This is a genomic window from Streptomyces hebeiensis (assembly GCF_052983195.1).
Genome location: NZ_CM129812.1, coordinates 643,841 through 667,669, shown reverse-complemented (window position 1 = coordinate 667,669; position 23,829 = coordinate 643,841). Strand labels below are relative to the sequence as shown.

18 protein-coding genes and 2 pseudogenes are annotated in these 23,829 nt (G+C 72.4%); 13 read left to right on the top strand and 7 right to left on the bottom strand.

Annotation, left to right across the window (positions count from 1 at the left end):
• Positions 1-84: 84 nt before the first annotated feature.
• Positions 85-1,725 (bottom strand): phosphoglucomutase (alpha-D-glucose-1,6-bisphosphate-dependent), encoded by a 1,641-nt coding sequence (gene pgm / locus ACU6P3_RS02810; RefSeq protein WP_447195751.1) that lies wholly within the window; start codon positions 1,723-1,725, stop codon positions 85-87.
• A 171-nt stretch (positions 1,726-1,896) separates the two neighbouring features.
• A pseudogene (locus ACU6P3_RS02805) lies at positions 1,897-2,726 on the bottom strand (alpha/beta fold hydrolase).
• Positions 2,727-2,934: 208 nt separating this feature from the next.
• Between ACU6P3_RS02805 and ACU6P3_RS02800 the strand changes: the two are divergent.
• Together ACU6P3_RS02800 and ACU6P3_RS02795 are read left to right on the top strand one after the other, a co-directional pair.
• The gene (locus ACU6P3_RS02800) at positions 2,935-3,354 is read left to right on the top strand and encodes a winged helix-turn-helix transcriptional regulator (RefSeq protein ID WP_030743538.1); all 420 of its coding nucleotides are present in this window, start codon (positions 2,935-2,937) and stop codon (positions 3,352-3,354) included.
• 328 nt (positions 3,355-3,682) lie between these two features.
• Positions 3,683-3,841: a hypothetical protein gene (locus ACU6P3_RS02795; RefSeq protein WP_447195750.1), complete on the top strand. Its 159-nt coding sequence runs from the start codon at positions 3,683-3,685 to the stop codon at positions 3,839-3,841.
• Positions 3,842-3,888: 47 nt separating this feature from the next.
• Here the strand turns inward: ACU6P3_RS02795 and ACU6P3_RS02790 are convergent.
• Positions 3,889-4,233 (bottom strand): annotated as a pseudogene (locus tag ACU6P3_RS02790) (hypothetical protein); the annotation flags it as partial.
• A gap of 157 nt (positions 4,234-4,390) precedes the next feature.
• Here ACU6P3_RS02790 and ACU6P3_RS02785 point away from each other — a divergent pair.
• From ACU6P3_RS02785 to yicI, 6 genes are all read left to right on the top strand, one after another.
• Positions 4,391-5,518, top strand: a complete 1,128-nt coding sequence (locus tag ACU6P3_RS02785; RefSeq protein WP_447195749.1) for a LacI family DNA-binding transcriptional regulator — start codon at positions 4,391-4,393, stop codon at positions 5,516-5,518.
• A 226-nt stretch (positions 5,519-5,744) separates the two neighbouring features.
• Complete coding sequence (gene rox, locus ACU6P3_RS02780; protein ID WP_447195748.1) at positions 5,745-7,289, top strand: rifampin monooxygenase; 1,545 nt, start codon at positions 5,745-5,747, stop codon at positions 7,287-7,289.
• Positions 7,290-7,587: 298 nt separating this feature from the next.
• Positions 7,588-8,820 (top strand): extracellular solute-binding protein, encoded by a 1,233-nt coding sequence (locus ACU6P3_RS02775; protein WP_447195747.1) that lies wholly within the window; start codon positions 7,588-7,590, stop codon positions 8,818-8,820.
• 51 nt (positions 8,821-8,871) lie between these two features.
• On the top strand, positions 8,872-9,825 hold the full coding sequence (locus tag ACU6P3_RS02770) for a carbohydrate ABC transporter permease (RefSeq protein ID WP_447195746.1): 954 nt from the start codon (positions 8,872-8,874) through the stop codon (positions 9,823-9,825).
• A gap of 5 nt (positions 9,826-9,830) precedes the next feature.
• Positions 9,831-10,718, top strand: coding sequence for a carbohydrate ABC transporter permease (locus ACU6P3_RS02765; protein WP_447195745.1), 888 nt, complete (start codon positions 9,831-9,833; stop codon positions 10,716-10,718).
• Positions 10,719-10,821: 103 nt separating this feature from the next.
• Complete coding sequence (yicI, locus tag ACU6P3_RS02760) at positions 10,822-13,149, top strand: alpha-xylosidase (RefSeq protein ID WP_447195744.1); 2,328 nt, start codon at positions 10,822-10,824, stop codon at positions 13,147-13,149.
• A 132-nt stretch (positions 13,150-13,281) separates the two neighbouring features.
• On the opposite strand, the gene ACU6P3_RS02755 is transcribed toward yicI, so the two are convergent.
• Both ACU6P3_RS02755 and ACU6P3_RS02750 read right to left on the bottom strand, forming a co-directional pair.
• Complete coding sequence (locus tag ACU6P3_RS02755) at positions 13,282-14,070, bottom strand: chitinase (protein ID WP_447195743.1); 789 nt, start codon at positions 14,068-14,070, stop codon at positions 13,282-13,284.
• Between the two features lie 194 nt (positions 14,071-14,264).
• Complete coding sequence (locus ACU6P3_RS02750) at positions 14,265-14,783, bottom strand: lytic polysaccharide monooxygenase auxiliary activity family 9 protein (RefSeq protein ID WP_447195742.1); 519 nt, start codon at positions 14,781-14,783, stop codon at positions 14,265-14,267.
• Between the two features lie 348 nt (positions 14,784-15,131).
• Between ACU6P3_RS02750 and ACU6P3_RS02745 the strand changes: the two genes are divergently transcribed.
• Entirely contained in the window at positions 15,132-17,480 is a 2,349-nt protein-coding gene (locus ACU6P3_RS02745) for an MMPL family transporter (protein ID WP_447195741.1), read from the top strand.
• A complete protein-coding gene (locus ACU6P3_RS02740; RefSeq protein WP_447195740.1) occupies positions 17,437-17,637 on the top strand; it encodes an antitoxin in 201 nt (66 codons plus the stop codon). The genes ACU6P3_RS02745 and ACU6P3_RS02740 overlap by 44 nt, the downstream gene beginning before the upstream one ends.
• Before the next feature lie 101 nt (positions 17,638-17,738).
• Here ACU6P3_RS02740 and ACU6P3_RS02735 read toward each other — a convergent pair whose 3' ends face one another.
• Positions 17,739-18,425 carry an endonuclease gene (locus ACU6P3_RS02735; protein WP_447195739.1) on the bottom strand — a complete coding sequence of 229 codons (687 nt, stop codon included), beginning with the start codon at positions 18,423-18,425 and terminating at the stop codon, positions 17,739-17,741.
• 224 nt (positions 18,426-18,649) lie between these two features.
• Between ACU6P3_RS02735 and ACU6P3_RS02730 the strand changes: the two genes are divergently transcribed.
• The 3 genes from ACU6P3_RS02730 to ACU6P3_RS02720 all read left to right on the top strand — a co-directional run bounded on the left by ACU6P3_RS02730 (position 18,650) and on the right by ACU6P3_RS02720 (position 21,495).
• Positions 18,650-19,876, top strand: coding sequence for an SGNH/GDSL hydrolase family protein (locus tag ACU6P3_RS02730; protein WP_447195738.1), 1,227 nt, complete (start codon positions 18,650-18,652; stop codon positions 19,874-19,876).
• 248 nt (positions 19,877-20,124) lie between these two features.
• Positions 20,125-20,721, top strand: a complete 597-nt coding sequence (locus ACU6P3_RS02725) for a DoxX family protein (protein WP_447195737.1) — start codon at positions 20,125-20,127, stop codon at positions 20,719-20,721.
• A gap of 63 nt (positions 20,722-20,784) precedes the next feature.
• On the top strand, positions 20,785-21,495 hold the full coding sequence (locus ACU6P3_RS02720; protein ID WP_447195736.1) for an aspartate/glutamate racemase family protein: 711 nt from the start codon (positions 20,785-20,787) through the stop codon (positions 21,493-21,495).
• 380 nt (positions 21,496-21,875) lie between these two features.
• Here the strand turns inward: ACU6P3_RS02720 and gnd are convergent, their stop codons facing one another.
• The gene (gene gnd / locus ACU6P3_RS02715; RefSeq protein ID WP_447195735.1) at positions 21,876-23,315 is read right to left on the bottom strand and encodes an NADP-dependent phosphogluconate dehydrogenase; all 1,440 of its coding nucleotides are present in this window, start codon (positions 23,313-23,315) and stop codon (positions 21,876-21,878) included.
• Positions 23,316-23,829 lie beyond the last annotated feature (514 nt).

The following is a 23,829-nucleotide window of genomic DNA, read 5'->3' as shown; positions in this document are numbered from 1 at the left end:
AGCACTGCGCGCCCCGCCCGCGCGTCCGCCGTGGCGGGCCGTGCCAACGCCCGGCCCGCCGGGCCGGGCTCGGCGCGCGGGCTGTCAGCCGCCCAGGGCCGCCGCGACGACGGCCTTGGCCTCCACCTGGACCTGGTCGAGGTGGTCGGGACCGCGGAAGGACTCCGCGTAGATCTTGTACACGTCCTCCGTGCCCGAGGGGCGGGCCGCGAACCAGGCCGACTCCGTCGTCACCTTGATGCCCCCGATCGGCGCGTCGTTGCCCGGGGCACGGGTGAGCACACCGGTCACCGGGTCCCCGGCCAGCGTGTCCGCCGTGACCTGCTCGGGCGAGAGCCGGGCGAGCACAGCCTTCTCCTCGGGGGTCGCGGGCGCGTCGATCCGCGCGTACGCGGGCGCCCCGAACCGCGACACGAGCGCGGCGTAGTGGGCCGAGGGCGACGTGCCGGTGACCGCGAGGATCTCCGACGCGAGCAGCGCCAGGACGATGCCGTCCTTGTCCGTCGTCCACACCGAGCCGTCCCGGCGCAGGAAGGACGCCCCGGCCGACTCCTCGCCGCCGAAGCCCAGCGAGCCGTCGGCCAGCCCGTCCACGAACCACTTGAAACCGACGGGCACTTCCACCAGCGGGCGGCCGAGGCCGGCGGCGACCCGGTCGATCATCCCGGACGACACGAGCGTCTTGCCGACGCCCGCGTCGGCGGGCCACCGCTCGCGGTGGGCGTAGAGGTAGGAGATGGCGACGGCCAGGTAGTGGTTCGGGTTCATCAGCCCGGAGTCGGGGGTGACGATGCCGTGCCGGTCGGCGTCCGCGTCGTTGCCCGTGGCGATCTGGTAGCGGTCCCGCTGCTCGATCAGCGAGGCCATCGCGTACGGGGAGGAGCAGTCCATCCGGATCCTGCCGTCCCAGTCCAGCGTCATGAACCGCCAGGTCGGGTCGGTCACCGGGTTCACCACCGTCAGGTCCAGCCGGTGCTGTTCGGCGATCCGCCCCCAGTACGCGACCGACGCGCCGCCGAGCGGATCGGCGCCGATGCGCACCCCGGCGGCCCGGACGGCGTCCAGGTCGAGCACCTCCGGCAGGGCCGACACGTAACGGCCGAGGAAGTCGTACCGTCCGGTCGTCGGCGCCGCGAGCGCCCGGGTCCACGGCAGCCGCCGTACGTCCTCGCACCCGCCCGCGATGATCTCGTTGGCCCGGTCCTGGATCCAGTTGGTGGCCTCGGAGCCCGCCGGGCCGCCGCTGGGCGGGTTGTACTTGAAGCCGCCGTCGCCGGGCGGGTTGTGGGACGGCGTGACCACCACGCCGTCCGCGAGGCCCGAGGCGCGGCCGCGGTTGTGCGTGAGGATCGCGTGGGAGACGGCCGGTGTAGGGGTGTAACCGTCCTCGCTGTCGACGAGCACCGTCACGTCGTTGGCGGCGAAGACCTCGACGGCCGTCACCCGGGCCGGTTCCGACAGCGCGTGGGTGTCGGCGCCGAGGAAGAGCGGGCCGGTGATGCCCTGCCGGGCGCGGTACTCGCAGATGGCCTGGCTGGTCGCGGCGATGTGGTCCTCGTTGAACGCGGTGGCCGTCGACGACCCCCGGTGTCCGGAGGTGCCGAACGCCACGCGCTGACCCGCCTCGCCCGGATCCGGGCGCAGGGCGTAGTAGGCCGTCACCAGCCTGGCGACATCGGTGAGGTCCTCCGGCCGCGCGGGCTGACCCGCTCGTTCGTGCGGCATTTGACCACTCCTCCACATCGTTGGCGAACTCGTATCGGCTCGTGTCGGTAGGTGAACCCGTTACGGCAGTTCATCATCCCGGTTCCTCCTGGCCTCCGTCGGCCACCCCGCCGCCGGGCGGCGACGCTGGACCATCGCGGGCACGCGGGCCTCACCCGGCCTCACTCGGTTTCACCCGACGGCCAGGAACGGCCGGAGCAGGCCGAGCAGGGCCTCGGGGCGGTGCAGCGGGATGATGTGGCCACAGTTCTCCACGACGTGTCCCACGAGGTCGTCCGCCACCGGCCGCAGCTGCTGTTCGAGGGCCCTGCCGACCGGGTGGGCACCGACGGCCATGGTGGGCACGGTGAGCCGGGCCGACGCGACGGCGCTCCGGATCTGCCGGGCGCTGGTGGGCAGGGCACGGTAGTACGAGAAGGCGCGGCGCAGGGCCTCGCGTCCGGTGCAGGCGTGGACGAAGGCGTCCCGCAGGGCGGGGCGTACCCCTTCGCCGAGGGTGCCCGAGTCGAGGAACCAGCCGATGTAGCGCGCCTCGCTGCCGGTCAGGACGGATTCCGCCAGGCCCGGCTCGGAGTGGAAGCCGAACCACCAGGGCGGGCCGGCGGCGAGGAACTCCTCGGCCCCCGGCAGCCCGCCCAGCAGCGATTCCATGACGACCAGGCGGCGTACCAGGCCGGGGTTGCGCAGCGCGAGCAGGAAGGCGGGCGGGGTGCCCGCGTCGATGCCGGCCACGGCGGCGGAGGTCTCGCCCAACGCCGCCAGCAGGGCCTCGGCGTCGGCGGCGAGGGTGGCGGCGTCGAAACCGCCTGGGATGGGGGCGCTCGCGCCGAAGCCGCGCAGATCGGGAGCGATCACCCGGTGGTCCGCGCGAGCCCGGCCATGACGTCGGTCCATACCCGCCAGGTGTGCGGGAAGCCGTGCAGCAGCAGGACGGCGGGTCCCTCGCCGGCGAGCGCGACGTTGAACTCGACGCCGCCCGCGAGGACGCGGCGGAGCTCGATCCCGGTCCGGGACTCGGTCTCGGTCGCGGTGTCGGCCGTCGGCCGCTGCCCGCTCGGTGTCCCGGGCGCCGTGGTCGGAGCCTGGGGGTGAGGCGTGTGGTGCGCATGATGAGCCCTCTGTGGTGATTACCGATAGTGACTTCCCAACGTTAGGTGACTAAGGTGGGCCGTCCAAGACCGTACGTCCGCCACAGGTGGTGAGCTCCAGGTGACCTCCTCGACGTCCCGAGCGCGCGAAGGTGTCCGCGGTGATCTGTTCGATCCCCAGTGCCCGACCCGGCGCCTGCTCGACCGGATCGGTACGAAATGGACCTCGATGGCCGTCAAGGTGCTCGCGGAGGCGGCGCCGGACGAGGTGCGCTTCGCCGAGCTGCAACGCCGTATGACCGGCATCTCGCAGAAGATGCTGTCGGCCACGCTGCAGGGGCTGACGCGGGACGGGCTGGTCGGCCGCCGGGTGGAGCCGACGGTGCCGCCGCGCGTGTACTACCGGCTCACACCGCTGGGCCTGTCGCTCGAGGGGCCGCTGGCGGCGGTCCGGGCCTGGGCGGAGGAGCACATGGCCGAGATCGACCGGGCCAACACGCGTGCCGACCGCCCCGACGCGGAGCGGGCCGCGGGGGAGTGAGCGCGCCACGGGCCGGGCGCGTCCCCGGCTCGCCCGACGCGGTCGGTCAGTTCGTCGTCCGGGCGGGAGCCGTGGACGCGCACGCCCACCCGGTGATGGCCGAGCGCGAGCAGATGTTCCGCGACCAGCCGCCCCCCGCGCGCGTCGTCGCAGGTGAACGAGGTGATTCCGCGCAGCCGGCGGGACACCAGAGCCACCGGGACGCCCCGGGCGACGAGTTCGGGGGGCGAGTGTGGTGTCCCCCCGCGCGTCGCCCAGCAGCAGACCGTCGACACGCAGCGCCAACAGTCCTTCCGCCTTGGCCCGTTGGGCGGCGGGATCGGCACCGGTGTTCGTCACCACCGCCTGGTGGCCGGCCGCCGCCGCGCCCGCCTCGATTCCCTCGTACACCGTCGCCAGGACGATGTCGGTCAGCCGGGGGACCAGGACGCCGAGCAGCCGTGAGCGGCCGGTGCGCAGGCTGGCCGCCGCCGGGTTCACCACGTAGCCGAGCCGCCTGGCCGACTCCCGTACCCGCTCGGCGGTGGCCGCGCCGACCCCCGCGCCGTCGCGCAGGGCGCGCGAGGCGGTGGACTGGTGGACGCCCGCGTCGGCCGCCACGTCCGCCAGGGTCACGCCGTTCTCGCCGGATTCGCGGGGCGGACCGGGGCTGTCCGTACGGGGTCCGACCGTACGGGATCCGGAGCGCTCGGAACCGCCCGGCGCGGCCGGGGTGCTCTCCGGCCTGGTGATGTTCGGGGCCCTGATGTCGACCGCCGCGCTCCGTCCGCCGTCTGACGACCCCGATGCGGCGGCGTGTCCGGTCGACGGGGCAGGGCAGGTCACCGGGGAGGTGGCCGGATTCGTCCCGGCGAGCCGTTCGATACGATGGCGGCTCATCGCCGGGGCCTGTCCGGCGCGCGCACCGCGTACGACCGGCGGCACCTCGTGCACGACCGGTCGTACGGGGCCGGGCCGGGGCGGACCGGGGCCTGGGCGACCGACAGGGACCGGCACGCCCGGCGGTGACGTACCCGCCTCGTCGAAGGGGCCGCGGATGGTAACCATCAGGGATGTCGCCAGGCGGGCCGGCGTCGCGCCCAGCACCGTCAGCTATGTCTTCAACGGCTCCCGGAGCATCTCCGAGGAGACCCGCCGACGCGTCCAGGAGGCCGTGGACGCGCTCGGGTACCACCCCAGGGCCAGCGCCCGGACACTGCGCAGCAGCCGTACGCACGTGCTGGCGCTCGCGCTGCCCCGCGCCGCCGGGCTCCAGGACTCCGTGGACGGCCGGTTCGCGATCGACGTCAGTGACGCGGCCAACGGTCTCGGCTACGACCTGCTGCTCACCACCTCCCAGGACAAGGCCGAGGGGCTGCGGCGGGTGGCGCTCAGCGGGCTGGCCGACGCCGCCGTGCTGATGGCCGTGGACATGGAGGACGCGCGGATCGACGTCGTACGCGAACTGGCCTTCCCCGCCGCGCTGATCGGGCGGCCCGCCGACGAGGACGCGCTGCCGTGGACGGACCTCGACTGGGAGGAGGCCGCGGCGCTCGCCGTGCGCGAACTGGCCGCCGCCGGTCACCGGGACATGGTGTACCTCGCGCCGGGCGAGCGGGAGGTCGAGGGGCGGCGCAGTTACGCGCTGCGCGGTATCGCGGGCGCGCGCCGGGGAGCCCGTATGACCGGAGCCGCCGTCACGGTGGTCCACTCGGTGGCCGACCCCGCCCGGCTCGCCGACCGGCTCCGTACGGTCCTCGGAACCCTCGACGCCGACGTCGGCGGCGGCGGGGGAGCCGGCGGTGCGGCGGGTGCCGGCCGGGGCGACGGGGGCGGGGCGGCGCCGACGGCACTGATCGTCCAGCACCCCTCGGCGCACCACCACATCCTGCCGTCCGTGACCGCCACGGGGCTGCGGGTGCCCGAGGACCTCGCCGTCGTCGTCATCGGCACTCTGCCCGGTGATCCCGCGAGCCGGGCGCTGCCCCGGGTCGAACTGCCCGTGGAGACACTGTCCTTCGAGGTGACCCGGCTGGCCGTGGCGGCGGCCGACGCGCTGCGCGGGGGCGGCGCGCCGTCGGTCAAGGAACCGGGGGCGCGGTTGCTCGCGGAGTCCGTGGGCCATCTGCTGATCCCGCCGGTCCTGCTGCCGGGCACGGCCCCGCTCGCCCCGCCCCGCCACTGACCCTACCGGGACCGGACCTCCGATCCGTGATCACGTGCCTCGGAAAGGTATGGACGGGGTGACGCCCGGGCTTGTAGCTTGCTGGAGACCGTGACACCGCCCGAGGAGGTGAGACCCATGAACGCAGTATCGACGTGGGTGCTCCCCCTTCCCGTCACGGCCGGCGATTGACGTAGGTGTCGCCGGGAGCGCCTCCACCCCAAGGCACTCCCGAAAGGCAACACCCATGGACTCTCCGCGGTTCACCGCCGAGCCGTCGTCGAACGACACGGTCGAGCGCGACTTCACCGCGAGCGACGTTCCCGCACTCCGGTCGCCTGCCTCCGGCGCCGAGCGCGCGCCCCTCATGTTCGACGTGATCATCGCCGGGTGCGGGCCGACCGGTGCGATGCTGGCCGCCGAACTGCGGCTGCACGATGTGCGGGTACTCGTTCTGGAGAAGGAAACCGAGCTCGTGTCGTTCGTCCGCGTCGTCGGTCTGCACATGCGCAGTCTCGAGCTGATGGCCATGCGCGGACTGCTGGATCGTATGCGCGAACACGGAAGACTGCGGCCTGCCGGCGGATTCTTCGCCGCCATCGACAAACCCGTGCCCCAGGGCCTGGATTCCGCGCACGCCTATCTGCTGGGCATCCCGCAACCGGTCGTCGTGCACCTGCTCGAAGAACATGCGATCCAACTGGGTGCGCAGGTCAGGCGCGGTTGTGCGGTCGCCGGTTTCGAGCAGGACGACGAGGGTGTGACCGTCGAGCTGGCCGACGGCGAACAACTGCGTTCGCGCTGTCTCGTCGGCTGTGACGGCGGGCGCAGTACGGTGCGCGAACTTCTCGGCGTCGGATTCCCCGGTGAGCCCTCGCGGACCGAGACGCTGATGGGCGAGATGGAAGTGGGGGCGCCGCGGGAGGAGATCGCCGCCAAGGTGACCGAGATCGGTGCGACCAACAAGCGATTCCAGCTCAGGCCCTTCGGCGATGGCGCCTATGGCGTCGTGGTTCCCGCCGCGGGAGTCGGCGATGGTGCGGAACCACCCACCCTCGAGGATTTCAAACGACAGCTGCGCACCATCGCCGGAACGGATTTCGGCGTGCACTCACCGCGCTGGTTGTCCCGCTTCGGGGACGCCACCCGCCTGGCCGAACGCTATCGGGTCGGTCGGGTGCTGCTGGCCGGCGATGCGGCACACATCCATCCACCCACCGGCGGACAGGGCCTCAACCTCGGCGTTCAGGACGCATTCAACCTCGGCTGGAAACTGGCCGCGCACCTCCGCGGCTGGGCGCCGACAACACTGCTGGACACCTACCAGTCCGAACGCCATCCGGTCGCCAGGGACGTGCTGGACAACACCCGCGCCCAGATGGAACTGCACTCCACCGAACCGGGCCCGCGGGCCGTGCGCAGGCTGCTCACCGAACTGATGGACTTCAACGAGGTGAACCGCCATCTCATCGAGAAGATCAGCGCGATCGGTATCCGCTACGACTTCGGCGAAGGCCCCGACCTGCTCGGCCGCCGCCTGCCCGACATCGACGTGAAACACGGCCGGCTCTACGATCTGCTGCATCGCGGCCGCGGCCTGCTGCTGGACCGCACCGAACGCCTGACCGTCGGCGGCTGGTCGGACCGGGTCGATCACCTCGCGGATCCCACCGCGGCACTGGACGTTCCCTGCGTCCTGCTACGCCCCGACGGCCACGTCGCCTGGATCGGTGACGATCAGCGGGACCTGGACGACCACCTCTCCCGCTGGTTCGGCAAGCCCGCCGACTGATTCCGCCCGCGACGGCGGCCGCGTGCGCTCCGGCGAGACCGGGGCTCGCGCGGACCGAGGTGCCGCGGTAACCCCGTCCTTCCTCTTGTCGCCGTATCGGCCAGGGCCTAACATCACCGCAGCGCGGCGTCGAATCGATTCGACATGAGGGGGCGACGCACTCCGCGACGCCCCCTCCCGCACACCCGCAGCACCCGGTCCGTCCCCAACGGCAACGCCGCTCGTTCCCCGCCACGCCGACCCCGCGTCACCTCCGTCTCCTTTACAGAGCCGTAGACCGAACGGAGAGCAGATCATCATGCAGACCGCCCGTCGGCGCCCCCCGGCGCCGGCCGCGCTCCTCACCGCCGCCGCCCTCGTGGCCGTCACCGGCCTCACCGGGTGCGCGGCGGAGCCCGATCCCGGTGTCATCACCGTCCTGAACTCGGCGACCGACATCGAACACGCCCAGGAGCAGGAGTTCTACGACCGATGCGCACGGCGGATCGGGGTGAAGGTGCGCCAGATCAGCGTGCCCGCCGACCAGGTGGCCGCCAAGGCGCTCCGGATGGCGTCGTCGCACTCGCTCACCGACATCCTCGACCTCGACGGCTCCGAGCTCCCCCAGTTCGCCGCCACCGGCGGGCTGGTGCCGCTGAAGGAGGCCGGGGTGGCCGTCACGGGCATGTCGGCCGCCGCCGGGACCCTGGGCAGTTACCAGGGCACGCAGTACGGCATCGCCCGCTCCGTGAACTCCCTCGCGCTGTTCTACAACGCCGACGTCCTGCGCGAGGCCGGCGTCGAACCACCCACCACCTGGGCCGAGCTCAAGGCGACGGCCAAGAAGCTGACCCGCGGTTCCCGGTACGGCATGGCCTTCAGCGCGACGCCCAACGCGGACGGCGTGTACCAGTTCCTGCCGTTCTTCTGGTCGGCCGGAGGGGACGAGTCCCGGCTGGACGACGGCAAGGGCGCCCCCGCGCTGCGACTGTGGAAGGACCTCGTCGACCAGAAGTCCGCCTCGGGAGCCGTGGTCACCTGGAACCAGCAGGACATCGCCGAGCAGTTCATCGGCGGGCGGGCGGCCATGATGGTCAACGGTCCGTGGAACGTTCCCGTACTGAACGAGCACAAGGACCTGAACTGGGCGGTCGCCCCCATTCCCGTCCCCGAGGCCGGCCGCCCGCCGGTGCCGCCGATCGGGGGCACGGTCATGACCGTGCCCCGGACCGGCGACGAGGACCGGCAGCGGACCGCCGCGAAGATCATCAACTGCCTCAACGAGCGCCGCAACCAGGTCGACTGGGGCGAGTCGCGCAACAACGTGCCCACCCGCACGAGCGCCGCCGCCGAGTACACGGCCAAGAATCCGAAGCTGGCCGCCTTCGCCGAGGAGGTGGAGACCGCCCGCTCCCGTACCGACCGGGTCGGTGAGCGCTGGCCGGTCGTCTCCGACGCCCTGGCGAGCGCCTTCCAGTCCGTACTGACCGGCCGGGCCGGCCCCGAGGCCGCCCTGGCACAGGCGCAGGCCCAGGCCACGGCCGACGAATGAGACGGGGTGAGGAGAGGAGTGCGAAGAGTTGAGAGGAGTGAGGCGACCGTCATGACCACCGCCACCACCACCGTCCCCGCGCCCCCGGCGACGACCGCCGGCGGCCGGGCCGGCACCGGCCGCCGGCAGGCCCTGCTGCGCTGGGGCTTCGTCGCCCCGGCCGTCCTGTACATGCTGGCCTTCTTCGGCTACCCGCTCGTCCGCAACCTCACGATGAGCTTCCAGAGCTACACCCCGCGCACCTACTTCACCGGCGAGGCGCCCTTCAACGGTTTCGAGAACTGGCGCGGTGTGTTCGACAACCCGCTGTTCACGAACTCGCTCTGGCACACCCTCGTCTTCACGGCGGGTTCCCTCCTCGGCCAGTTCACCATCGGCCTCGCCCTCGCCGTCTTCTTCTCCCGCCGCTTCCCGCTGTCCGGTGTCGTCCGCGCCGTGCTGCTGCTGCCCTGGCTGGTGCCCATGGTGGTCTCGGCCGTCGTCTGGCGGAAACTGCTCGACCAGGACACCGGCGTCCTCAACAGCGCCCTGGCGGGCCTGCACCTGGTCTCCTCGCCCGTCCCCTGGCTCAGCAGCACCGGCGTGGCCCTGGCCGCCACCGTCCTGGTCAACATCTGGATCGGCATCCCGTTCAACATGGTGATCCTCTACGGCGGGCTCCAGGAGATACCCCGCGAGCTGTACGAGGCCGGCGCGCTCGACGGCGCGGGCGCGTGGCGCACGTTCCGCAGCATCACTCTTCCGCTGCTGCGGCCGGTCGTCACGGTCGTGCTCATCCTGGGCTTCATGTCGACGGTCAAGATCCTCGACCTGATCCTCGCCCTGACCGGCGGCGGGCCCGCCGACTCCACCCAGACCCTCGGCACGGTCACCTACCAGTTGTCCTTCCAGCAGATGAACTTCGGGCAGGGGGCCGTCGTCGGCAATGTGCTCATCCTCGTGAGCGCGGTGTTCGCCGTGCTCTACCTGCGGGCCAACCGCTCCGACTTCGGCCAGGGGAAGTGACCGCCATGACCACGCCCACCACCGCCCCTCCCGGGCCGCGCCGCACCCCACGACCGGTGCGCGGCACCCCGCGCCCGTCCGCGCCGCGCACCCGCCGCTCCCTCGGCAGCACGCTCGTCGCGCTGCTCGTCCTGGCCGTCCTCCTCTTCCCGCTGTACTGGATGCTCAACATCGCGCTCCAGCCCGGCGAGAGCCTCGCCGTGACCCGCTGGCTGCCCACCTCCCCGGGCTGGGACAACTTCCGGCGCGCCCTGAGCACCCAGACGGACTCCCTGGTCACCAGCCTGGTCGTGTCGCTCGGCGCCGTCGTCGTCTGTCTGGCGCTCGCGGCACCCGCGGCGTACGGGCTGGCCCGGCTCGGCCTGCGCGGCAGCCGCACCATCGTGTTCGGCACGCTGATCACCCAGATGGTCCCGGGCATCGTCATCGCCAACGCGCTCTACAGCGCCTACGTCGACCTCCATCTGGTGAACTCGCCGATCGGGCTGATCCTCGCGGACGCCTCGCTCGGGCTGCCGTTCTCCATCGTCCTGCTGCGCGCGTTCATGGTGGCGATACCGAAGGAGACCGTGGAGGCGGCGCTGGTGGACGGGGCGAACCGGTTCACCGCCTTCGTCCGCGTCGTCCTGCCGATGAGCCGCAACGCGTTGATCACCGCGGGCCTGTTCACCTTCCTCTTCGCCTGGTCGGACTTCATGTTCGCGCTGACCCTCAACACCACCGACGACGTCCAGCCGATCACGCTCAGCATGTACGAGTTCATGGGCGCCCACGTCAGCGACTGGGGCGCGGTCATGGCGACCGCGGTGATCTCCGCCGTACCCGCCGCCGTCCTGCTGGTGATCGCCCAGAAGTACGTCGCGGCAGGTGTCACCGGAGGCTCCGTCAAATAGGTCCTCGTCCGGTCCGCCGACCCTGGCGCGGCGCACCGGCCGGGCAGACTCACCGCACACGCGCACCGCAGCCCCCACACCAGGAACAGGAGCAGGAGCCCAGATGAAGTTCACTGACGGCTATTGGCAGATGCGCCCCGGCGTCACCGCGCGCTACGCGGTCTCCGTGGCCGACGCCGTCGTCACCGACGACCGGATCTCCCTCTACGCGCCGGTCGGCAAGGTCGGCCACCGGGGCGACACGCTCAACGCGCCGCTGCTGACGGTGGAGTGCTTCTCCCCGGCCGAGGGCGTGATCGGCGTACGGCTCACCCACCACGGCGGCCGGCTGCCCCGGCGCCCGGAGTTCGCGCTCGCCGGCGCCGGCGAATCCGCGCCGCCCGCCAAGGCCGTCCGGCAGGGCTCGACGGCCGAACTCACCTCCGGCGGGCTCACGCTGCGCACCGGGACCGAGGCAGGCGCGCCCTGGCGGCTCGACTTCGTCGCCGACGGACAGGTCCTCACGTCCGTCGGGGCACGTGGCGCCGGCTTCGCGACCGACGCGGAGGGCCGGCACTTCATGCTGGGGCAGCTGACGCTCGGCGTGGGGGAGCAGGTGTTCGGGCTCGGGGAGCGGTTCACCCCGTTCGTCAAGAACGGCCAGAGCGTCGACATCTGGCAGGCGGACGGCGGCACCAGCAGCGAGCAGGCCTACAAGAACGTTCCGTTCCACCTCACCGACCGGGGGTACGGCGTCTTCGTCAACCACCCGGGCCGGGTCGCCTACGAGGTCGGTTCCGAGGCGGTCGGGCGCGTCCAGTTCAGCGTCGAGGACCAGTCCCTGGAGTTCTTCGTCATCCACGGACCGAGCCCGCGGGAGATCCTCGCCCGGTACACCGCGCTCACCGGCCGCCCCGCGCTGCCGCCCGCCTGGTCCTTCGGCCTGTGGCTGTCCACCTCCTTCACCACCTCCTACGACGAGGCCACGGTGAACAGGTTCGTCCAGGGCATGGCCGACGCAGAGGTCCCGCTGAGCGTCTTCCACTTCGACTGCTTCTGGATGCGCGAGTACCAGTGGTGCGACTTCGTCTGGGACCCGGACGTCTTCCCCGACCCCGACGGGATGCTCGCCCGGCTCAAGGAGCGGGGGCTGCGCGTCTGCGTGTGGATCAATCCGTACATCGCGCAGAAGTCCCCGCTGTTCGCGGAGGGCATGGCCCACGGCTATCTGCTCAGGAAGCCGGACGGCGACGTCTGGCAGTGGGACCGCTGGCAGGCCGGCATGGGCCTGGTCGACTTCACCAACCCGGACGCCCGGGCCTGGTACGCGAGCAAGCTGCGCGTCCTGCTCGACCAGGGCGTGGACTGCTTCAAGACCGACTTCGGCGAGCGGGTGCCCCTCGACGTCGAGTGGTACGACGGCTCCGACCCCGAGCGGATGCACAACTACTACACGCAGCTCTACAACGAGACCGTCTTCCAGCTGCTGCTGGAGGAGCGCGGCGAGGGCGAGGCGGTGCTCTTCGCCCGGTCCGCCACCTCCGGCGGGCAGCGGCTGCCCGTGCACTGGGGCGGTGACTGCGAGTCCACCTTCGAGGCGATGGCGGAGTCACTGCGCGGCGGCCTCTCGCTCGGGCTGTCCGGGTTCGGTTTCTGGAGCCACGACATCGGCGGGTTCGAGGGAACGCCGACGCCCGCGCTCTTCAAGCGGTGGCTGCAGTTCGGCCTGCTGTCGTCGCACAGCCGCCTGCACGGCAGCAAGTCCTACCGGGTGCCGTGGGACTACGGCGACGAGGCCGTGGCCGTCGCCCGGTCCTTCACCCGTCTCAAGCACCGGCTGATGCCGTACCTCTACCGCGCGGCGACGCAGGCCAGGGACACCGGTACGCCCGTGATGCGCGCCATGCTGCTCGGCTTCCCGGACGACCCGGCCTGCCGCCCGCTGGACCGGCAGTACCTGCTGGGCGACGATCTGCTCGTGGCACCGGTCTTCACCGAGGAGGGCACGGTCGAGTTCTACGTGCCCGAGGGCACCTGGACGAACGTGCTCACCGGGGCAGAGGTGAGCGGGCCCGGCTGGCACCGGGAGACCCACGGGTTCGCGACGCTGCCACTGCTGGCCAGGCCCGGCGCGGTCATCCCGTTCGGAGCCGAGGGCGAGGGCCCCGAGTACGACTGGGCGGACGGGGTGACACTGCGGGTGTACGCCCCGGCCGAGGGAGTGGACACGGTCACGACGATCCCGGCTCCGGACGGCTCCGGCGCGGCGGCGGTCTTCACCACCCGGCGTACCGGTGACGAGATCGTGGTCGAGACCGACAGCGCGCTGCCGTGGAAGGTGCTGCTGGTGGGTGCCGCGCCCACCGGTGAGGGGGCGGCGGACCGGCTCGGCGCGCTGTACAGCTGCCCCGCGGGCACACCGCGGCTGACGGCCCGCTGGTCGCCCGCCTGACACCGGTGCCGGCCCGGTCCCTGCCTTTCCCGGACGGACCGAGGGTGCCGTCGGCCGGCGGGCCGACGGCACCCTGAGCACGAAGCGTGAAGCACGGTGTCCGCGTGCGCTGCCGGGACCGGCAGCTCGCGGTCAGCAGCTGAGGTTGGAGCCCGGGTCCACGCCGAGCATCTGCGCGAAGCTCTTGTACGTGTCGATCCGGCTCTGCACCTGGGCCGGATTTCCGCCGTTGCACTCCAGGCTGCCGTTGATGCTGCGGATGGTCTCACCGAATCCGGCTCCGTTGACCATGGCGTCGTGCGGTGTCATGGTGCCCGGCCCGCTCTGGGTGTTCCAGTACCACAGACCGGTCTTCCAGGCCACCGCGGCGTCATTCTGCACGAGGTCCGGATTGTTCAGCAGATCGATTCCGAGAGCGTCACCCGCGGCCTTGTAGTTGAAATTCCAGCTGAGCTGGATCGGGCCCCTCCCGTAATACTTGTCCGTTCCCGCCGGGCAGCCGTACGGCTGGTTGGCGTCGCAGTAGTGCGGGTAATTCGCGGTGTTCTGTTCGACCACGTGCACCAGGCCGCCGGTCTCATGGCTGACATTCGCGAGGAATGCCGCGGCCTCCTGCTTGCGTACGGTGTCACTGCCCGTGCCGGCGAATCCCGGATAGGCGCTGAGCGCCGCGGTCAGGCCGCTGTAGGTGTAGAAGGAATTGCGGTTCGGGAACATCTGATTGAACTGCGCCTCGCTGACGACGAAGTCCGCCGCCAGGGGCGTTGTCCGCTCCGCCCCGGCCGATCGGTCCGACGACGCCGACAGCTCCGCCGGCGCGGGTGGTCCGGCCTGGGCCGGGGAGGACGGCGCGAGGGACAGCACGGCGAGCGCCGCGGTCGCGGAGGCCGCGGTGAGCAGTCCGAGGGTGCGCTGAGGCATGTGAGTGATCACTCCTCGACCGGGCCGCCGACGCGGACGGCGGCCCGGTTCGTGTGTGGGGGGAATCTCGTGTGGGGGAATGGACCGGGCCTTGGCCTCAAGGCCCCGGAGCCCGGCCTCGGGATCGAATCCCTGCGTCGGGAACAGGCCCCTGTCTCGGGGACGGGCCCCGACTCAGGGGCCCGCGTGTCCGCTCAGCCGTCGACGTTCACGTCGATGCAGGCGTAGAACGCGTTCGCGGTGTCCGCGACGTTCCAGACGGCAAGGACCTTCTGCTTGCCCGACAGGCCGCCGAAGTCCACCTGGTGGGTGACGGTCGCGCCGGGCTGGGCGCCGTTGTCGTCGAACTCCGCGATCTTCTGGCCACCGGCGAAGTACTGCCAGGTGCTGGTGGCGTGGCGCGCCGTCAGCTTCCACTCGAACGACGTGGTCTTCGAGACGGGGGTCACGGCCCAGCCCTTGGAGTCGTCGTCCAGTTCGGAGAACCGGGAGTTGCCGCCGCTGCAGCTGGTGAGGCCCTTGGACCCCTCCACGCTCTGCGGCTCGTACGTGATGTCACCGCAACGGACGGTCCCGGCGGCGCACTGCGCCTGCCTGCTGGGCGGATTCGAGATATATCCGTGAGCGCTGGCGGAACTTGCCGGCAGACTCAATGCGAGAACCGGCGCCAGGGCAATTCCCAGCCCGGCGGCCAACTTCTTTTTGGGGTGCACACCTACTCCTTCACATCGGTCTTCCCGCGCGAGGTCCGGACCGTGGGGGATCCGGCACACGGCGGGTCGGCCTCTCAAGTGTGGGGGTCCAAGAGGCGCGAAGGGCGATGGCCCGTTCCTTTCCGCGCGCAAGGAAATACGGAAGCGGTACGGAAAGGTCTTGACCACTTGGCCTAGACCATACAGGCCGGTGTTCGCCCGTCAAGGGGAAAGGGTGAAAGGCCAGTTGAAGGTGGGGCTGGTGCGGCACGCCGACGTCACGCGCTGAACCGTTCTTTTCCTGATGAGGCGCCTAAAATGCCGACATTTGTCGGCGCGGCCGACGGCCACTCCCTCTGAGGGGAACGCATGAAAGCGCGGAGCGGCGGACACGGACACACGCCGGACGGCAGGGCACCCGGCGGACCGCTCCAACGGCTGGGGGAGTGGTGCGCGCGTCACTTCGCCGTCGTCATCGTCCTCTGGCTGGTCGCCCTCGGCGGGCTGCACGCGCTCCAGAGCGTCTACGGCGGCACCTACTCCGACAACTTCACGCTGCCGGGCACCCAGTCGGACACGGGCGCCCGGCTGCTCGCCGCGCACGCGCCGCAGGCCGCGGGCATCGCCGCCCAGGTCGTCCTGCACGACAGCCGGGGACCGCTCACCGACCGGCGGAGCGAGATCGAGGAGGCCGTCGGCGCACTGGAGAAGCTGCCGCACGTCCTCGGCGCCGAGAGCCCGCTGCCCGCGACACCGGCCGCGCCGCCCACCGGCGCGCTGACGCCCGACGGCAGGACCGGGTACATCACCGTACGGTTCGACACCCTTCCCACCGCACTGCCGAGCAGCTACCTGCACGGCGTGGACTCGGCGGTCGCGCCGCTGCGGGAGACGGGCGTCCAGGTCGAGTACGGCGGTCCGCTCGGCGAACTCGCCCGGCCGGCCCCGTCCGACATGACCAGCGAGGCCATCGGCTTCGCGGTGGCCGTGCTCGTCCTGCTCCTCGGGTTCGGCAGCGTCCTGGCCGCCGGAATCCCCTTGCTCACCGCCCTGGCCGGGGTGGTCGTCGGACTGGCCTGCCTGGGGCTGATCGCGGCGGCCACCACGTTCGCGAGCGTCTCGCCCACCCTCGCCACCATGATCGGTCTCGGCGTCGGCATCGACTACGCGCTCTTCCTGATCACCCGTCACCGGCAGCTGGTGATGGACGGAGCCGCCCCGGCGACGGCCGCGGGCCGGGCGGTGGCCACCAGCGGGCGGGCCGTCGTGGTCTCGGGCTGCACGGTCATCGTCGCCCTGGCCGGGCTGTACGTGTCCCAGGTCGGCTTCATCGGAAAGCTGGGGGTCGCGGCGGCCGTCACGGTCGTCACCGCCGTCCTCGGCGCGGTCACCCTGGTCCCCGCGCTGCTGGGGCTCGCGGGCCGCCGGATCGACCGCTACCGGCTGCGGCGGCCGGTGGCCGAAATGGCCCCGGCACCCGTCCCGCCCGGAGGGCGCGGGCCGGCCGGTACGCGTCCGGTCGTGCCCGCGAAGGCGCGGCGGCGCGGCGGCTGGACCGGCTACGCCCGGCAGGTGGAACGCCGCCCCTGGTGGTTCCTGGCCGGGGGCCTCGTCGTCCTGGTCGTGCTCGCGATCCCCCTGTTCTCCATCCGCCTCGGCCACATCGACGACGGGGCCGACCCCACGAGCTTCACCGACCGGCGCGCCTACGACCTCATCGCCGCCGGCTTCGGACCGGGTGCCAACGGCCCGTTCACCCTGGTCGTCGACCAGAGCGCGGTGCCCCGGGCGGACCGCGCCGCACTCGCGTCGAACCTGGCGAAGGCACTCACCGGTGTCCCGGGCGCCGCGCACGTCACACCGCTCCGGCCGACCACCGACGGCCGGCTGCTGACGGGCACCGCTCTCTCCCGGACCTCCCCGCAGTCGGCCGGTACGGCCCGCCTCTTCGACGACCTCAAGGACGACGCGCTGCCGCGCGGCGCGCGCTCCACGGCGGCCCGGACCTATGTGACGGGCCCGACCGCGGCCCAGGAGGACTTCAAGGCCATCCTGACCGCACGGCTGCCGCTCATCATCGGGGTGGTCGTCGCCCTGGCCTTCGTCATCATCCTCGTCGTCTTCCGCGGCCCGCTCGTGGCGCTCAAGGCCGCCGTGCTCAACCTCCTGTCCATCGCCGCCTCGTACGGCGTGGTGGTGGCCGTCTTCCAGTGGGGCTGGGGCGGACCGGCGCTGGGCGTCAACGGGACGGTGCCGATCGAGAGCTACGTACCGATGATGATGTTCGCCATCGTCTTCGGCCTGAGCATGGACTACGAGGTGTTCCTGCTGGCCCGGGTGTACGAGGCGTGGCTGCGCACCCGTGACAGCCGGGGCAGTGTCGCGCACGGCCTTTCGATCACGGCCCGGGTCATCGGCTGTGCCGCGCTGATCATGGTCAGCGTCTTCGCCGCGTTCATCGTGAGCGACAACATCGTGGTCAAGATGCTGGGCCTCGGCCTGGCCGTCAGTGTGCTGGTCGACGCGACGGTCGTCCGGCTGCTGCTCGTACCGGCGGTCATGACCCTGCTCGGCCCGCGTGCCTGGTGGAGCGGTCCGCTCCCGGATGCGCGATCGCCGGTCAGCGGTGAAGGTGGAGGAGAGCGGGGGCCGAGGACCGAGCGAGGAGTGGGCCATGTCGATGCTCGACAAGCTGAAGGGCCTCATCAAGGGACATGAGGACACGGCGCGCCAAGGGGTGGAGAAGGCGGGCGACGCCGTCGACCGCAGGACGGGGGACAAGTACCGCGACCAGGTCGACACCGCGCAGCGGAAGCTGGACGAGCAGATCGGCACGCAGGAGCCGCCGTCGGACGACAGGCCGCCGCACGGCTGACGCGGCCCGTGTCCCGGAGCAGGAGCTGACCCGTCCGGGCGGGGGACGCGGTGGTGCACCACCGTAGGGCGGTGCACCACCGCGTCCCCCGCCCGGACGGGTCAGCTCCTGCTCCGGCTCGTGCCGGACTTCCCCTTGCCGTCCTTGCCCGTCTTACGGCCCCCCTTGTCAAGGGCCGCGCGTACCATCGCCGCGGCGAAGAGCGCCGGGTCGGTACCGGTGTCGCCCGCCAGTTCGGCCAGGACCTCGGTCCGGGTCGGCAGACCGCGCTTGCGCGCCCCTTGCAACGTCTTCTCGTCCAGGTACGGGGCGACTTCCGGCCAGATCCCCTGCACCTCGCGCAGGAAGATGTCCACGCCCACGGGACCGAGCCCCGGCACCTCGCGCAGCAGCGACCGCATCGTGCCGATGTCGCCGTCCGCCGCCTCGCGGAGCCGGCGCAGATCGCCGTGGTACTTCTCCAGCAGCAGCTCGGCGCCTCGGCCGAGCTGGGTGGAGGTGCGTTCGTCGTAGCGGCGGTAGCCGCCCACGCCCAGCGCGTCCACCCGCCGCTGCCAGCCGGCGTCGGCCATGCGCCGGGGGGAGCGGAACCCGGCCTCCGAGAGCGCCCGGGAACTCGCCACGGCGATGCCGCTGCTGATCCGAGCGCTCAACAAGCAGGCGAGCACGAGCAGTTGGTAGAGCGGCTGGGGAGTGTTCCGCAACGGGATGCGCGCCTCGTCGGCATACGTACGGCCATAGGCGTCGAGCAGGTCCCGCACGGCTTCCCGATCGCTGGTTCGCGGCACGACGGCCCTCCTGTCCTCTTCTCCCTGTTTCTCCCGGTTTTCTCCCTGTCGCTTCCTCCGCTTCTCCGTGCGACGGCCGTCGAGGGGCGGCCCCGGCCGTCGTTCTCCCATTGTGACTCCGCGCCATGGCGGTCGCATTCCTTCGCGCATCGAACCTGAAGCGCCTTCCGCCCGTGCCATGAGTGGCATGTGCACGATCAACCGACGAGAGGCAGCAACCCGCGATGAACAGACCGGAGTTACCCCGCCGCTCCCGGCGGACCCTCGCCGTCCTCGCCCTCGCCCTCAGCACCGCCCTCGCGCTTCCGACCGCGTCGACCGCCGCCGGCCCCGCCGCTCCCACCACCTCCGTGGTCACCTGGGGAGCGAGCGCCGACCGGCTGGACGCCTCGGTGCCCGACCGCACCCACCGGGTCGTCCTGCGCACCAGCGCGGGGGGCAGCGCCCTGCGCGTCCGCCTGTCCAACGCCTTCGGCACCGAGCCGGTGACCTTCGGCCGGGCGTACGTGGGACTGCGGGACACGGGTGCGGCGCTGGTGCCCGGCACCAACCGCCCGCTGACCTTCCGCGGCGCCGCCTCGGTCACGGTCCCGCCGGGCGGCTCCGTGTACAGCGACCCGCTGCGCGGCACCGTACGTCCGCAGGCCGACCTGGCCGTGAGCGTGTACGTCCGGGACGCGTCCGGCACCGCGACCGGGCACCGGATGGGGCTGCAGACCTCGTACATCGCCCCGGCCGGTGAGCACGCGGCGGAGGAGTCCGGCACGGCCTACACCCAGCAGACCAGCTTCCGGTACTACCTGGACGCGGTGGTCGTCGACGCCCCGCGCGGCACCGGTGCCGTGGTGGCGTTCGGCGACTCGATCACCGACGGTGCCGTCACCACGGCGGACACCAACCGCCGCTGGCCCGACTTCCTCGCGAGGCGGCTGCTGGCCGACCGGCGCACCCCGCTCAAGGGCGTCGCCAACGAGGGCATCTCCGGCAACAAGGTGCTCTCGGACGGCGCGGGCGAGAGCGCGCTCAAGCGGCTGGACCGGGACGTCCTCTCCCAGCGCGGGTTGCGGACCGTGCTCCTGCTCGAAGGCGTCAACGACCTCAAGGCCACCCCGGCGCCGACGGCCGCCCAGCTGATCGCCGGCTACCAGGAGATCATCCGGCGCACGCACGCGGCCGGGGCCTGCGTGGTCGGGGCGACGGTGCTGCCCTACGAGGGCTGGCGCGAGTGGAACGAGGGCGGTGAGGCGATCCGGCAGGAGGTCAACGCGTTCATCCGGAACAGCGGCGCGTTCGACGCGGTGGTGGACTTCGACGCGGCCGTTCAGGACCCGGCGGCGCCGCGCCGGATGCTGCCCGCGTACGACAGCGGGGACCACCTGCACCCCAACGACGCCGGCATGGAAGTGATGGCGGGCGCGGTGGACCCGCGCGCCCTGCGCTGCGCGCGCTGATCCGTCCGCGGCGGGTTCCCTCCAGTGCGTGTCGCGCCCTGGGCCGGGGAAGGGGACCCGCCCACCGCCCGACCACAACCCGGCCACGGGACGGCCGTGCTCCCGCACGACCCGCACGACCCGCGGCGTCACGACCCGTACGGCCGAGCAACGCTGCCCCTTCACCCGCCCCGGCCCCGAGAGTGGAGGCGTGAGGGCGCGCCGACCCGCGCGCACCTGGTCCCGTCCCCGTAGCCCAGGAGCCCGCCATGACCTGCCGCACCCGTCGGTCCTCCCGCATCCGCCGCGCTTGTCGCACCTGCCGCACGTACTCCGCCCGTCGCGACGCCGGGTTGCTCGCCCTCCGGCTCGGCATGGGCGGGGTGCTGGCCGCGCACGGCGCCCAGAAGCTGTTCGGCTGGTTCGGCGGCGGCGGGATCGGCGGAACCGCCCAGGCCATGGAGGCGATGGGCTACCGGCCCGGCCGGCCGAGCGCCGTCGCCTCCGGGCTCGCGGAGGCGGGCGGCGGCACGCTGCTCGCGCTGGGGTTCGCCACCCCGGCCGCCGCGGCGGCGGTGGCCGGCAACATGGCCGCGGCGGTGTCGGTGCAGGCACCGAACGGCTTCTTCAGCCAGGAGGGCGGCTTCGAGTACCCGGCGCTCCTGGGCTGGGCGGCGTCCGGTGTCGGCCTGGCGGGGCCCGGCCGGCTGTCCCTGGACCATCTCACCGGCCACCGGTTCGACCGGCCGTGGATGGTGCCGGCCGCCCTCGCGGTGGCCGGGGCCGCGGCGGCCGTCGTCATCTGCCGACGGGCCCGGGCCGCGGACGCCGAGCGGGAACAGGCCATGGCCACCGGCGAGCCCTGAGCGGAGGAGCGCTCGGAAGGGACGAAGAGGGACCGGGACGACGCCCTGGCTACGATCTCCGACATGCTCGCCCTCCTGCACACCTCGCCGCTGCACGTCCCGGTCTTCGACGGTCTGCGCGACGCCGGCCATCCGGGCCTCGCGCTGCGCCACCTCGTGCACGAGGACCTGCTGGGCCGGGCCAGGTCAGCGGGACCGGACGCCGTGGCCGGGGCCGTCGGGGCGGTGCTCGCCCGCGCCGTCGCCGAGGGCGCCACCGCCGTGCTGTGCACCTGCTCCACCCTCGGTGCCGTCGCCGAGGCGTCCGGGCCCGCTCTCGGGGTGCCGGTGCTCCGGGTGGACCGGCCCATGGCGCGGGCGGCGGCGGCCGCCGGCCGGGTCGTCGTCATCGCCGCGCTGGAGAGCACACTGGAACCGACGGCCGCACTCGTCCGAGAAGAGGCGGCGGGGCGGCCCGTGGCACTCCGTACGGTGCTGGTGACCGGGGCGTGGGAGCGCTTCGAGGCCGGTGACCGGGACGGCTTTCTGGACGCGGTGGCCACCGCCGTCGACGCGGTCACCGGAGCAGACGCGATCGTCCTGGCCCAGGCGTCGATGGCCGACGCGGCCGATCGCACCACCACCAGCGCGGTGGTCCTGGCCAGTCCCCGCTCCGGGCTGGCCGCCGCCGCGGCGGCGGCCCTCGGCCGAGGACACCCCGCGGCGGACACGTTCCGCGCGGCACCACGCGTGGAGTACACGCGCGGGGGCACGCGCACCGCGAGACATCGGTAACGCACGACACTGGTTCACCTGGAGGTCCGGCATGACCAGCCCGTACCCCGACCCCGTACCGCACCCCGATCCGGTACCCCCGTCTCCCACGCCGCCGCCCGGTCCGCCGGGACCGACCCCTGGGCCGACACCGGGACCGGGGCCGTCGCCGACCCCGCCGGCCCCCGGCCCCGTCCCCACCCCGGATCCGGTGCCGCACCCGCCGGGCCCCGACCCCGTGCCGGAGCCGGAGCCCTCGCCGGGACCCATCGGCCGGACCGGCCGGCCGAGGTGACCCGACCGGCTCGGCAGAGGCCCGCCCACCGGCCGGGCAGGGCCGGCTGACCTGCCTGCCCACCAGCCTGGCCGGTGGCGGCGGCGACCGGCCTACGCCGGCGTTGTCAGCCCGCCACCTCGGAACGGTCGCCGCCCCAGAGGGTGTGGAAGGAGCCCTCGCGGTCCGTACGCCGGTAGGTGTGCGCCCCGAAGAAGTCGCGCTGTCCCTGGGTCAGCGCGGCCGGCAGCCGCCGTGCGCGCAGCGCGTCGTAGTAGGCGAGCGCCGCGGAGAAGCCCGGCGTGGGCACCCCTTGGCCCACGGCGGCGGCGATCACCGCGCGCCAGTCGTCCTGGGCCGCGCCGATCTCCTCGGCGAACTGCTTGTCCGACAGCAGGCTCGGCAGGTCGCGCCGCGCGTCGTAGGCGGCGCGGATCCGGTCGAGGAACGCGGCACGGATGATGCACCCCGCCCGCCACAGCGAGGCCACCGAGCCGAGGTCGATGTCCCAGCCGTACTCCTCGCTGCCCGCCTGGATCTGGTGGAAGCCCTGCGTGTACGAGACGATCTTCGACGCGTACAGCGCCTGCTCCACCTGGTGGGCGAAGCGGGCCGCCTCGGCCTCGTCCAGCGGCGCCGCCGTCGGTCCCGGCAGGGACTGCGAGGCGTCGCGCAGCCCCGCGTGCCCGGACAGCGAGCGGGCGAAGACCGCCTCGGCGATACCGGAGACCGGCACACCGAGGTCGAGCGCGATCTGCACGGTCCAGCGGCCGGTGCCCTTCTGCTCCGCCCGGTCCGCCACGATGTCCACGAACGGCTTGCCGGTGTCCGCGTCCGTGTGGGCGAGTACCTCCGCCGTGATGTCGATCAGGTACGAGTCGAGCCGTCCGGTGTTCCAGGTCCGGAAGGTCTCCGCGATCTTCGCGGGGGAGTAGCCCGCGACCGACCGCAGCAGGTGGTACGCCTCCGCGATCAGCTGCATGTCGGCGTACTCGATGCCGTTGTGGACCATCTTCACGAAGTGGCCCGCGCCGTCGGGCCCGATGTGCGCCACGCACGGCGTGCCGTCGTCCGCCTTCGCGGCGATCCGCTCCAGGAGCGGACCCAGCGACGCGTACGACTCGGTGGAGCCGCCCGGCATGATGCTCGGCCCGTGCAGCGCCCCCTCCTCACCGCCCGAGATACCGACCCCCACGAAGTGGATGCCGCGCTCGCGCAGCTCCCTCTCCCGGCGCCGGGTGTCCGCGAAGTGCGCGTTGCCGCCGTCGATGATGACGTCGCCCTCCTCCAGCAGGGGGGCGAACTCCTCGATCACGGCGTCCGTCGCGGCGCCCGCCTTCACCATGATGACCAGCCGCCGCGGGCGCTCCAGCGCCGCGACGAACTCCTCCGCGGACTCGGCGGGGACGAAGGTGCCCTCGGCACCGAACTCGTCCACCAGGGCACGGGTCTTCGACACGGTGCGGTTGTGCAGCGCGACCGTGAGTCCGTTCCGGGCGAAGTTACGGGCGAGGTTGCGTCCCATCACCGCGAGCCCGGTGACGCCGATCTGGGCAGTACCACTCATGCGTGTGCTCCTGGTAGTCGGTGTTGCTGTTGGTGCTCGGCTTCGTCTGTTGTTCTGTCGTCGGGGCGCCGTGCCCGTCCTGAAGCGATACGCGGTGACGAACACGGCTGTTCAGTCATCCTCAAGCTCCGGGGAAGGTTACGCATTCCTGGTCGGCCGCACCCTCTTCCGTCCGAAGTGTGAACCGCCCGCCGAGCCTGTGGGTGAGCCGCCGCGAGCCGCTGTGAACGGGCCGCGCACCACCGGGCGTACCGGAGGCCGCCACGGCCGGCGGCGCTCCGAATGCGGACAGGGGGAGTGCCGTACGGGCACCGGCCGGCGGGAAAGCGCACTCCGCGCCGGGCGCCGAACGGGCACGAAAGGACCGTGAAGCGGGCTGTGACACGGGCGACATTCCCCTTCTCATGGGTGCTGGCCTGCGGTGATGTCAAATGTCAAACGGGCACATACGGTCGCATGTACTTCTGTGAAGGGCCTGGTCGCGGCCTGGGCCTTGCTTGTACAAACGACGCAT